Source organism: Succinivibrio dextrinosolvens (assembly GCF_900116345.1).
Lineage (GTDB): Bacteria > Pseudomonadota > Gammaproteobacteria > Enterobacterales > Succinivibrionaceae > Succinivibrio > Succinivibrio dextrinosolvens_B.
In genome coordinates, this window is record NZ_FPAH01000027.1 from 1 (window position 1) to 12,622 (window position 12,622).

Sequence of the window (12,622 nt, forward strand, 5' to 3'; positions counted from 1 at the left end):
AACTCGAGACTGTTTCTTAACAGGGTCCCATTTATTGTAATAAGAGATGATGTAGGTTCTACCCATTTTGTCGGTATAGCTGGAGTAATTCCATTTGATATCAGGAGTGTCTGTCATACAAATAGTCCATTAAAATATATTATGGACTATGATATAACAAAAATAGAAATAGATAAAGAAAAAATCTTAAAAAACAGTGGAATAAAAAGAATATTTAGGAGATTTGTGAGAATAATCACCCTAGTTTAAAACTAGGGAGTACGGAGGTTAGGTTTAGCAGAGAGCTTAAAATGCTCTCTGTTCTTTTTTGCAAAAGAATGACTATGAATTTGAGAGCAGAGAATTTAACGCCATATTAGCCGCAGTTGTTCTGTTCTCAACCATCATTTTCGAGAATACTGCCTCAAGATGTTTGTTTACTGTTCTTGGGCTGATATCAAGAATTATCGCCATATCCTTATTTGATTTTCCCTGGCATACCCAGTATAGAATTTCAGCTTCTCTTTGTGTCAGAGAGAACTTCTGTTTTAGGATTTCAACCTTATTGACATTCTGATCCCGCTTAACAGCAAAGATAAATCCTTCATCATTTATCTGGAACAGGGTAATAGTGATACGCTCTTTTGACTGTGAATTACCGTCAATTGTTATATATTTTCCGATTTCAGCCTTCTGGATCATTGGATTGAGCAAAGACTGTATCTTTGATGAGAAGGTCATCTTGTCAAAGCCGCACTGTTCAAGCAGATGCATGGCATCCGGGGTATACCATTTAATGACGCAGGATTTATCCACAAGGAAGGATGACAGTCCATTTGAATCCAGAAGAAATTTGGTAGAGAGCATCACTTTTGATTTATCAATATGCAGATTGATTCTCTTTACCAGTTCGACGATCCTGATCGGCTTTTGAATATAATCCACAGCACCGCATTCAAAGCTCTGGCTGACATTGCTGTCCGAGTCCAGACCAGTCATAAAGATAACGGGAATCTCTGTAAGACGAGGATTTTCCTTGATACGTTTACAGGTTTCAAAACCATCCATTGACGGCATTACGGCATCAAGAAGAATCAGATCCGGAGTAATTCTGCTTAGTATGGATAAAGCCTGGGTACCGCTTAGGGCAACCAGCACGGAAAATCCTTCTGCATCTAAGGCTTCATTTAGCATACATACGGAATCTGGATCATCATCGACTATCAGAATAAGTTTCTGCATTGAATTGTTCATAATAATGTTCAGTGTCCCCTAAGACCTTTTAAGCCTTAGAAGATACAATCTCCTTTCCTAACTGTTATCACGTATCCTTGGATACATGTTTTTTTATTTTTATAAAACTGTTATGTAGTAGCTAAGGAAAAAGCTACATCGATTCTGATTTTGTCAGCTGTTCTGTATATCTTTTCTTATATACTCAAAATCAAATCGTTCTGCCTTGTTCTTATATTTCAGAAATAACTCTTCACTAAGTAATCCAAGATTATGCTGAGTATCCAGATTGTTAAGAATGCCTTTTACAAAACCTGTTTCAAGGTAGATTCTGAGCTGCTCTGTAAGACTTTTCGCATCAGCGAGCTGTGAAGTTTTGTTCTCTGATTTTTCCTTTTCACTGCTGCTGTCTTTTTTATCTGTTGATTCCAATGCTGTTATTCTGTCAGTCTCTGAAGTTGATTCATCCTTCTTTAGGTTATCCTGACAGATATAATCAATTGGTAGAAAGTGAACAATTGCATCTAGGAGCTGTTCTTTTCTGAAAGGTTTTACGATGTGATAGTCATAGATTCGTCTGTCGTGGCTGTCGTTTATTTTCAGCTCGGAGGCATTGGCAGAGACCATGATAATAGGGGAGTTAATACCTTTTTTACGGAGATTCTTTGCAAGGTACAGTCCGTTATGACCTGGCATAGAATAATCAACAAAGAACAGATCAAAATTCTCTTTACCAATAAGTTTCATTGCCGAATCAAATCCATTGGCCTCTTCAATTTCAAAGCCAAGAGGAGAGAGCTGTGTTCTGATGATGACACGATGATCCTCATTGTCATCCACTGTCAGAATTCTGATTTTCTTTTTGTCTTCTGTCTTATAGCCAATTACTCTGCTGTAATTCTCCATTTCCTCCTGATCAGGATTTTCCCTTGGAAGATAAATCTTAAGCCTGAATTCACTTCCTTCACCTACCGTGCTTTCTACTGTAAGCTCACCACCCATAACTACAGAAAGCAGGTTGGTAATAGTAAGACCTATACCAGAACCGGAATTGCATTTTCTGGCGGAATCGGTCCTTGTAAAAGGCTCAAAGATTCTTTTCAGATCTTTTTTGGCAATACCAATTCCTGTATCTTTTACCACAAACAGGGCGACATCACTTCTGTAGCTAACCTCGAAGGTTACCTTTCCCTTAGGCGTATACTTCACAGCATTTGATAAGAGATTGGTCAGTATCTGTCTTAGTCGGTTTTCATCTGTTTTGACGAATGCTGGCAGATGGGAATGCTCGATATACTCAAAAATCAGATTCTTGTTTTTGGCCTTGGTTCTAAAATACATGATCAGATCTTTGAGCAGCGGTTCAACTCTAATCTTTCTCATGTTAAGGTCAAGCTTGCCGATTTCTATTTTTGAAATATCCAGAAGACCTTCAATCAGAGAACATAGATATTCCGCATTTCTTGAGATAATATTCAGTCCCTTTGCAGAAGATTCATTTGAGCTGTTCTTATTTGATGACAGGATCTGACAGTAACCTAATATACTGTTCAAAGGTGTTCTCAGTTCGTGGCTGATACCGGACAGATATCGGCTTTTAGCCATATTTGCCGCATCCGCATTCCTTTTGGATTCTACAAGCTGGTGCTGAACTTTTATTCTTTCCTCAATCTCATTTTCCAAAGCCTTGTGATTTTTTTCAGTCTGCTCCTGAGCCAGATTTCTGCTGTCTGAAACCAGTACGAACAGCATTGTAAAAATGCCGGTTACAATTTCAATCAGGATAAAGCACTTCAGAAATACAGTGTTTCCAAAGAGTCTGCTTAAAGAACTGGATTCAAATGAACTGAAGCCAATATACAGTATCGAGAGGTTTATAAGGGAGAATACTGTCATAAAGCCTAACAGTCTGAAGATAAAGAAAACCAGAGGATATTGTTTCAGAAAAGGGAAGATAGCACATATCTGATTGGTTATAAGCGCTTCTTTACGGCATTGTCCATTACATCCTGATTCCAGTGTGCAGCACAGAGAACAGATCTGTTTTTTATAGTAAGGGCAGTAGCAGAGATCCTCATGATCGAAACTGTTGCCGCAGATATTGCAGGTCCTGTCGTTTTTATTTTCATTATGCTGTGTCTGGTTATGTGTTTTCTCATTCGAAGTTTCTTTGTTCAGATAATATCTGCCATCGGTTACATATGCTATTACAGGAGTAAGAACATAGGCTACCACCAGTGCGATTACTGCAGAGTAAGCTTCACAGTAGCTTCCGAATAATCCAGTGTAGGCCGCAGTTCCTATAAGTACTCCCATGAACATCGAAATAAAGCCTACCGGATTGATGTCATAGAGTTTTGATCTCCTAAACTCTATCTCTTTAGGACTTAGCCCGATTCTTTTATTTATGGAAAGATCCGCAGATAGGGAGGCACACCAGGAAATTGCCAGAATAGAGTAGAGGTTCAGTACCGCAACTGCGATCTCATAGACACCGCATATCAAAAGCATCCATGAGATAAACACATTGAAGAATACCCAGACTATACGGCCCGGGTGGGTATGAGTCATTCTGGCAAAGAAATTTGACCAGGCAATAGATCCGGCGTAACCGTTGGTTACATTGATTTTAATCTGAGAAATGGCAACAAATAAAATTGTAAGAAACATTACAAGGGCATGGTTGTCATAGAGTTTGCTGAATGCTGCCATATACATATATGTCGGATCTGTGGCCACCATGTAGTCCGCACTTTTTGAGATTAGCATTACTGCCAGTAATGCTCCTATCAGAATTTTTAGTCCTCCCAGTACAATCCATAATGGACCTGAAATGATTGTTCCAAAAATAATGGCCTTCCTTTTGGACTTTATATATTCGGGCATGAATCTAATGTAATCGACCTGTTCTCCTATCTGTGAGATGAGGGCTAAAACAATACAGATTGAGTACCCTAAATAAAGCGCATTAAAACTGTCATGCTCGAAGGCAGAGCTAAAGTTTTGGGAACATTCGCCTGACATTCTGATAAGGCCGTAAACAGCCAGTATCTGAAGTACAGCCCATACAGGTTCTGTATATTTCTGAAGCCTGCTGATAAAGCTGAAGCCATGCATTACCAGAGGAATGATAATCAGTGAACATAACAGATAGCCTAAGGAGAGATTCATTCCCAGGGTGATATTGAGCATCTTTGCCAGAATTGCAGATTCCAGCGCCATGAATATGAAGGTGAAGGTGGCATAGATCAGTGAGGTTATTGAGGAGCCTATATATCCGAAGCCTGCACCTCTTGTCAGTAGATCAATATCAATATGATGAATCGAAGCGTATTTTGCAATTGGATGTGAAAGGACAAAAATTAGAGGAACTGTAATTAAAAGCGCTAAAAGCAGGTGATTTAAGCCGTAGAAAATAGCAATGTTTGCTCCTATTACCTCAAGAGCCAGAAAGCTTATTGAGCCAATGGAGGTCATAACCACTGAGGATACATCAAGTTTTCTCACGGATCTTGCTGTATAGCGCAGACTGTAATCCTCAAGTGTCTGGTTTGCCACATATTTGTTATATGATCTTCGTGAATTCAGGACTAATTTACTAATTCTTATTTACCTCATCAATTTTTTGTATTCTAGCATCACATTTTTTGATTCATTTTCTCTGCACTAAAACAGCATTAAATGCATAAAAATGGGAGTCTTATGCCTCCGTATTGTGCACAACCCAAGTGAAATTGCGCATACGTAATTTAACGTATGTCAATAGTGCATTTGTCGCCTTTCTGTGACCTTGGTCATTATTTAATAATTACCACAGGTAGATTGACTACCGCTAAATGGAGAAGAGATATGAAGAAATCAAATACTGTTAAGAAAATGTGTCAGGCCATTGGTATGGCAGCATTACTGAGCATGAATATAACTTCTGCATACGCAGATGATGCAAACACTACTGGTCTGGCTGTTACAGCAGATACTGTCAAAGTTGGTATTCTGCACTCCATCACCGGTACCATGGCTTTAAGTGAGGCCGGTTCAGTTGAGGCTGAGAAGCTTGCGATTGAACAGATAAATGCAAGCGGTGGTGTGCTTGGCAGAAAGATTGAGTTCGTCCAGGAAGATGGCGCAAGTGACTGGCCAACTTATGCTGAAAAGGCTCAGAAACTGATTGTAAACGACAAGGTTGCTGCAGTATTCGGCTGCTGGACTTCAGCATCTCGTAAGGCAGTACTTCCTATTTTTGAACAGTACAACAACATGCTGTTCTACCCAACCTTCTATGAAGGACTGGAGCAGTCAGACAATATTATCTATACCGGACAGGAAGCTACTCAGCAGATTCTTGCTGGTCTTGACTGGGTAATGAAGAACAAGGGCGCAAAGACCTTCTATCTTATCGGTTCTGATTATATCTGGCCTCGTACTTCCTTCAAGATTGCCAGAAAGCATATTGAAAAGAACGGCGGTACTGTAGTTGGTGAGGAATACTATCCATTAGGACATACTCAGTTCAACTCTGTGATCAACAAGTTCAAGCTCAAGAAGCCTGATGCAATCTTCTCAATTGTAGTTGGCGGTTCAAACGTGTCCTTCTACAAACAGCTTAAGGCTGCAGGTATTGACTTAACTGCCGAGAAGCCATTACTGATGTCAACCTCTGTTACCGAGGATGAGGTTTTAGGTATCGGTGGTGAAAACTACGAAGGCGCTTACTCAATTACCAAGTACTTCCAGTCAATGGATAACGAGAGCAATAAGAAGTTTGTTGCTGAGTTCAAGAAGATGTGGGGTGACAAGAGTGTTATCGGTGACGTTACCGAATCCGCTTACCTTGGCCCATGGTTATGGAAGTTCGCTGTTGAAAAGGCAGGTTCATTCGATATAGATAAGCTGAAAAAGAGTCTACCAGGCGTTGAGTTCGCAGACGCACCTAACGGTCCAGTTAAGATTCACGATAACCACCATCTGTGGATGAAGACTGTGGTTGGTCAAGGCCAGAAGGATGGTATGTTCAAGGTTGTCTACCAGTCTGACATGATTGAGCCAAATCCTTTCCCAGCTGGATATCAATAATAAAACTCACTGAGGGCTTAGGCCCTCAGTATTAAAAGCCTATATACAGAGAGGTGTTTATTATGTTTTCGGATTACAGTTTCAGTGAATTAGCCTCGATTTTCGCTATGCAGGGCTTTGCCGGTCTGAGTCTATTTTCGGTTTTTCTACTGATGGCTTTGGGCCTAGCTATTATTTTCGGTCAGATGGGCGTTATCAACATGGCTCATGGCGAATTTATGATTTTAGGCGCATATATTACCTATCTGACCTCCCATGTTTTTGAAACCATGTTTCCTGGTTTATATGGAATCTATTTTTTTATTGCACTGTTCTTTTCATTTATTGTAACTGCAGCCGCAGGTGCGTTTTTTGAATGGCTGCTTATAAGACATCTCTATTCAAGACCTCTTGATACTCTGCTAGCAACATGGGGCTTGAGCCTGATTCTGCAGCAGCTTTACCGTTCAGTATTCGGTGCACGTGAGGTAGGTGTAACTCTTCCTGACTGGCTGATGGGGTCACTGACATTAGGTGATTCTATAGAAATTCCGATCAATGGTCTGTTTGTTCTTGGTTTGACCGTAATCGTAACTCTGGCTGTTTACTTTATCATGTACCGCTCCCGTCTTGGCTGCCAGCTGCGTGCTGTTGTTCTAAACCGAAAGATGGCAGGAGCCGTAGGTATTAACACTGCCTTTATCGACAGAATCACCTTCTCAATAGGATGTGGTATTGCAGGTGTTGCAGGCTGTGCCTTTACCATGATTGGTTCAACCGGTCCAACTGCAGGTCAGCTCTATATTGTAGATACCTTCCTGGTAGTTGTTTTTGGAGGTGCCGGAACTCTGATTGGTACAGTTGCTTCTGCTTTCGGTATTGCTCAGGCTCAGAGTGTTATGGAGTTCTTCATGAGCGGTTCCATGGCAAAAGTTTTAACACTGCTGTTTGTTGTAGGAATCCTGATGATAAGACCTCAGGGACTGTTTAGTGTAAAGGTAAGAAGATAAAAGGAGAATTATTATGAGAAGTCATTTACTATCAGCTCAAAGTAGTAAGAGTACCCTCTTGAATCTTCTGGTACTGACTGTATTACTGCTTATTGTTATGCCTGCCAGTCTGGATGTGTTCAGACTGAATCTGGTAGGTAAGTATTTAAGCTATGCCTTTGTGGCAATTGGTCTGGTTATGTGCTGGGGATACTGCGGCATCTTAAGTCTTGGTCAGGGTATATTCTTCGGTCTAGGCGGTTACTGCATGGCCATGTTCTTAAAACTTGAAGCATCAAGTCCTGAGGCCACTGCAATTCAGACCACTCCTGGCATTCCTGATTTTATGGACTGGAACCAGATTACTGAGCTGCCTTTATTCTGGGAGCCATTTAAGAGCTTTCCTCTGACCATGATCCTTATGATTGCAGTTCCAACCCTGTTTGCTTATCTGCTGGGAGTGGCTCTGTTCAAAAGAAGAGTAGGCGGTGTTTATTTCTCAATTATCACTCAGGCAATTGCTTCAATCCTGACCATTCTGATTATCGGTCAGCAGGGCTATACCGGTGGTGTAAACGGTATAACCGACTTGAGAACATGTCTTGGTTTTGATATCAGAACTGACCATGCTAAGGCTATTCTCTACAACCTATGTGCAATAACCCTGATTGTAACAGTATATATAACCTGTCTTCTGGCAAAAAGTAAGTTAGGTAGACTTCTGGTTGCAATTCGTGATGAGGAGGAGCGCGTTAGATTCTCCGGATATGATGTAGCTAACTTTAAGATTTTTATCTTCTGTTTTTCTGCTGCACTTTCTGCCATTGGCGGAGCTCTGTTCACACTGCAGGTTGGTTTTATGTCTCCTAGCTTCGTGGGTATTGTAGCTTCCATTGAACTGGTTATATTCTGTGCTGTAGGTGGAAGACTTTCAATCTTCGGTGCTATTTACGGAACTCTTCTGGTCAGTTCCGCAAAAACAGCAGTATCCGAGAATTTCCCTGAATTATGGCTTTTTGCAATGGGAGCATTGTTTATAGGTGTAGTTCTGTTCTTCCCAAATGGATTGTCTGGAATCTATAACGATTACATTGTTCCTTTCTTTAAGCTTGTTGATTCAAAGATCGAACGTTCTATTGAAAGACTGAGAGCAGAGCATAACCGAGTTATCGAAGAGCTTAGAAATTCATCAATGACGGACTCATTCATGTCCGTAAGCAGACAGTTTTTAAGTGAAGATTCATTAAGAAAGTTAGCTGTTTTAAATGCAGCAAAGGAGAAGTCTCATGAGTAAGAAAGATATCGTACTTTCAGTTGAGGATCTGACCGTTTCATTTGATGGCTTCAAAGCAGTTGATGATCTTTCCTTCTACGTGGATGAGGGAGAAATCCGAGTAATCATTGGTCCAAATGGAGCTGGTAAAACAACCGTACTGGATTTAATCTGCGGTAAAACCAAGGCAACCTCAGGCTCAATTAAATTCCATGATCTGGAACTTACAAAGTTAAAGGAGCATGAAATTGTTGAAGCCGGTGTCGGCAGAAAGTTTCAGAACCCTTCAATCTATGAAGCTCTGAGTGTTTTTGAGAATCTGGAACTTTCTTATCCAAAAGGCAAAAGAGTATTTGGAGCTCTCTTCTTTAAACGTACCGACGAGGTCATAAACAAGGTAAAAGAGATTGCAAAAATGATTTACCTTGATGACAAGCTCGATGTAAAGGCAAGCCTTCTAAGCCACGGTCAGAAACAGTGGCTGGAGATTGGAATGCTGCTGATTCAGAATCCAAAGCTTCTGATGCTGGATGAGCCTGTTGCAGGAATGTCGGTAGCAGAAAGAGAGAAAACAGCAGAACTTTTAAAGAACATTACCAAGAATAGAAGTGTAATCGTAATTGAGCATGATATGAAATTTGTTGAGCATATTGCAGACAGGGTTACAGTTCTTCATCAGGGAAAATTTCTGGCAGAGGGTAGCATGCAGTCTATTCAGAAAAACCAGAAGGTTATTGATGTTTATCTTGGTCAGTAAAAAAGGAGCCTATTATGCTTGAGTTAAAAGATTATAAGGTTTCATATGGAGACAGCTGTGTAATCAGAAACCTTAACTTAAAGATAAAAAAAGGTGAAATCGTGGCACTGCTTGGTCGTAACGGAATGGGTAAGACCACTTTAATGAAGTCAATAATCGGAATGATTCCAGCACAGAAGGGAGAATGTATTCTGGACGGACAGGATCTTATTCATACCAAAAGCTACAAGAGAGTAGCCTCTGGAATTGGATTTGTACCTCAGGGCAGAATGATTTTCTCCAGCATGAGTGTGAAGGAGAATATTGAAACCGGTCTTACCGTGACAAAATCAAAGCATATTCCTGAAGATCTGTTTGAGACTTTTCCGATTTTAAAGGAGTTCGAACACAGAAAAGGCGGTAATCTTTCAGGCGGTCAGCAACAGCAGCTGGCAATTGCCAGAGCTCTTGCAAGCAATCCTAAACTGCTTGTTCTTGATGAGCCAACGGAAGGTATTCAGCCATCTATTATCAAAGAGATGGCAAGAACTTTAAGAAAAATTCGAGATCAGCGTGGTTTAACCATTTTTGTGTCAGAGCAGGTATTAAGCTTTGCTTTGGATGTTGCCGATAGAATTGTTGTAATGGAACATGGTTCTATTGTATATGATTCTCCTCGAGACTCTACAGATGAGAATGTTGTATCTTCATTTTTATCTGTATAAATAAGTATAACTGAGTTATTTATTTGCAATTTCTTGTAATAATAAAAGGTTCTGTTACCTTTTATTATTTTTTTACAAAAGAACGAAATTCTAACTCTCTCTTATTTTGTAAATACAATAAAATCCTTGGTAGGCATTAGCAACCGCCTGTCTCTACTGCTTTTATCTCAGATGAGCATCGGAGGAGTAATGCTGCGTCGTGGTATTGCTATCTCTGATCTTAAAGATAAGGTTGTGCATGCCAGAAATAAAGCTTATGCCTATGAGATTGCTCCTGATGATGATATTCCTCCTGTACAGGAAGATGAGGATGATGGTTCTATAAAACCTGGAGCTCCTATAACAACTCAGGATTGGAGATACTGATTAATAGTTTTTAATGCCGCTTTTTTGTTATCTTCAGTTTAAAAAAAAGCAAGAGACTTATCTCCAGCATATTGCCACCAATCTGCTGGAGGTATTTGTTAGTCTAAATATCCCATAAGGCATCATCGCGATTTAAAGCATCAATCTGCTTCATTTCTTCATCGCTTAACTGAAAATCCATTATTGAGATGTTTTCTTTTATATGTGCAGGATTCTTTGATCTAGGAATAGTGATGATTCCTCTTTGAAGATCCCATCTTAGAATAACCTGAGCTGAGCTTTTTCCATGATCTTTAGCTATATCAGCAATTACAGGATCTCTCAGGAGACCTTGTCTTCCTGCGCCTAAAGGAGACCATGCCTCAACCTTTACACCTTCTTTCTCATATTCTGCAACTGTAGGATATTTTGAGTTGTATGGATGTAACTCTACCTGATTCAATACAGGTTTAACCTTGGCAATCTTAAGAATACGCCTTAAAGCATCCGGACTGTAGTTGCTAAGACCGATAGATCTGAACTTGCCTGCCTGAACATATTCTTCCATGATTCTCCATGCCATCTCGTCATTAGAAAATGGCCAGTGAATAAGAACCAAATCTATCTTTCCTCCAAGATTCTTTAAACTTCTGTCTAAAGAATCGCGTATGTTTTTTTCATTGGATCCATTTGAAGGATTAAGTTTTGTGGTGATATAGAACTCTTCTCGTGGAATACCACTATCTAATACAGCCTGATAGGTTTCACTCTCGTTTCTGTAGTACTGAGCAGTATCAATCAGCCTGTACCCTAATTTAATTGATTCTGTTACAGACTTATAGGCTTCCTGACCGCTAAGCTCCCAGACTCCGCAGCCTAACTGCGGTATTCTAGAACCATCAGACAAGGTAAGATATGGCATATTATTATCTATTGAAGATGCACTAACACTTGCTCCTAAGGATAAGCCTGCAAGTAAAGGAAAAAAATGTCTTAATTTCATAGTTTCTCCTGAGTCTTAAGAGTGAAAAGTTTTGAAAGATATAACGCATTGGTAATCCATACAATAGCCATTATTGCTCCGGTTGCAAATGATAGAATCATGCCGCCTAAAGCTTCAGCTCCCTGAGTTAGAAATGCACTGAATACATCTCCACCTCTATAGATTACAGTGTCAATGAAGTTCTTGGATTTATATTTCTCATCCAGACTTACAACGCTGAAAAGCATTTCCTTGCCAGGACGTACCAGCGCATATTCTCCTACTCTGCGAACAATCATTGCCAGAACAATGACCGAAAGAACCGGTATAAACATCAGTACCACAAAACAGACAAGAATCAGAACGGGAACAACCGCAATTAGAGGCTTAAGTCCAAATTTATCTGCCAAACGGCCTGTAATAAATAACTGCAGAATAATAGTGGCTGTATTTACTATAAGATCGATAACCGAGAATACAAAAGTCTGTTCGGCCTTATCTGCAAATGAGTCTGCAATAATTCTAACCTGAGCAAAATACAGAAAGGTATTGGCTGTAGATGCAAGAATTACAAAAACGGCAATCATAAGTAAGTATCTGGATTTAAAGGTGCTTAGAAAGCCTTCAAGTATGCTTCCGTTAATTCTTTTTTCCAGATAGTCAGTTACACTTTGGACTGATTCATCTGTATCACACTGTTCTGACCTTATGGAAAACAGAAAATAAACAGCCAGCGATGCCAGTGCTAGAAAGGCTAGGGAAATCAGAATTAACGGAAAGATACCTGTATATTTAACTGCAGTTGCCGTGATCATAGGACCGATAATTGAGCCTGCGCTTGATCCTGATGCCGCAATGGCAAAAAGGCGCCTGCTCTGAGATGGTTTCAGAATGTCATTTAAAACACTCCATCCTAGAGAAATCACAGCAAGATTGTAGACAGAAAGCCAGACATAAAATGTTCTTCCTGTAATTACAGGTGCAATTTCATGAGCCATCAGATAGGCAAATAATAGAAGATTAGCTCCGAAAAAAGAGAATACAACAGGAAGTATTATCTTTCTTGATATTTTTCCCAGGACATAAAAATAAGGTATCTGTACCGTAATAGAAACAGCAAAGGTTGCTGTAAATAGCCACTGAAGACTATTTACACCGCTGGTAATACCCATGGTGTCTCGTACAGGACGCAGAACAGAGTAGGAACAGAAAATACAGAAAAAAAGCAGAAATGCTAAAACAGCATAACTTCCTTCTTTTTTCCTAAGATTCAGTACGCTGTCAAAAAAAGATTCTAAGTTCATAGTC

Annotated in this window: 10 protein-coding genes; 6 read left to right on the plus strand and 4 right to left on the minus strand. The window is 39.9% G+C overall.

What is annotated here, in order from left to right; genetic code table 11:
* Positions 1-321: 321 nt before the first annotated feature.
* Both BM308_RS08725 and BM308_RS08730 read right to left on the minus strand, forming a co-directional pair.
* On the minus strand, positions 322-1,233 hold the full coding sequence (locus BM308_RS08725; protein WP_074944575.1) for a response regulator transcription factor: 912 nt from the start codon (positions 1,231-1,233) through the stop codon (positions 322-324).
* Between the two features lie 153 nt (positions 1,234-1,386).
* Complete coding sequence (locus tag BM308_RS08730) at positions 1,387-4,770, minus strand: hybrid sensor histidine kinase/response regulator (protein ID WP_083425517.1); 3,384 nt, start codon at positions 4,768-4,770, stop codon at positions 1,387-1,389.
* Between the two features lie 291 nt (positions 4,771-5,061).
* Between BM308_RS08730 and urtA the strand changes: the two genes are divergently transcribed.
* The 6 genes from urtA to BM308_RS13220 all read left to right on the plus strand — a co-directional run bounded on the left by urtA (position 5,062) and on the right by BM308_RS13220 (position 10,353).
* On the plus strand, positions 5,062-6,285 hold the full coding sequence (gene urtA / locus BM308_RS08735; protein WP_074944578.1) for an urea ABC transporter substrate-binding protein: 1,224 nt from the start codon (positions 5,062-5,064) through the stop codon (positions 6,283-6,285).
* 62 nt (positions 6,286-6,347) lie between these two features.
* Positions 6,348-7,274: an urea ABC transporter permease subunit UrtB gene (gene urtB, locus BM308_RS08740; RefSeq protein ID WP_074944580.1), complete on the plus strand. Its 927-nt coding sequence runs from the start codon at positions 6,348-6,350 to the stop codon at positions 7,272-7,274.
* 13 nt (positions 7,275-7,287) lie between these two features.
* The gene (gene urtC / locus BM308_RS08745) at positions 7,288-8,547 is read left to right on the plus strand and encodes an urea ABC transporter permease subunit UrtC (protein ID WP_083425519.1); all 1,260 of its coding nucleotides are present in this window, start codon (positions 7,288-7,290) and stop codon (positions 8,545-8,547) included.
* Positions 8,540-9,283 carry an urea ABC transporter ATP-binding protein UrtD gene (gene urtD / locus BM308_RS08750; protein ID WP_074944581.1) on the plus strand — a complete coding sequence of 248 codons (744 nt, stop codon included), beginning with the start codon at positions 8,540-8,542 and terminating at the stop codon, positions 9,281-9,283. The genes urtC and urtD overlap by 8 nt, the downstream gene beginning before the upstream one ends.
* Before the next feature lie 14 nt (positions 9,284-9,297).
* The gene (urtE, locus tag BM308_RS08755) at positions 9,298-9,987 is read left to right on the plus strand and encodes an urea ABC transporter ATP-binding subunit UrtE (protein ID WP_074944583.1); all 690 of its coding nucleotides are present in this window, start codon (positions 9,298-9,300) and stop codon (positions 9,985-9,987) included.
* Between the two features lie 126 nt (positions 9,988-10,113).
* A complete protein-coding gene (locus tag BM308_RS13220; protein WP_143098590.1) occupies positions 10,114-10,353 on the plus strand; it encodes a hypothetical protein in 240 nt (79 codons plus the stop codon).
* Between the two features lie 103 nt (positions 10,354-10,456).
* Here the strand turns inward: BM308_RS13220 and BM308_RS08760 are convergent, their stop codons facing one another.
* Positions 10,457-11,335, minus strand: a complete 879-nt coding sequence (locus tag BM308_RS08760; RefSeq protein WP_083425520.1) for an aldo/keto reductase — start codon at positions 11,333-11,335, stop codon at positions 10,457-10,459.
* Positions 11,332-12,618 (minus strand): NTP/NDP exchange transporter, encoded by a 1,287-nt coding sequence (locus BM308_RS08765; RefSeq protein ID WP_074944584.1) that lies wholly within the window; start codon positions 12,616-12,618, stop codon positions 11,332-11,334. Before BM308_RS08765 ends, BM308_RS08760 begins: the two co-directional genes overlap by 4 nt.
* Positions 12,619-12,622 lie beyond the last annotated feature (4 nt).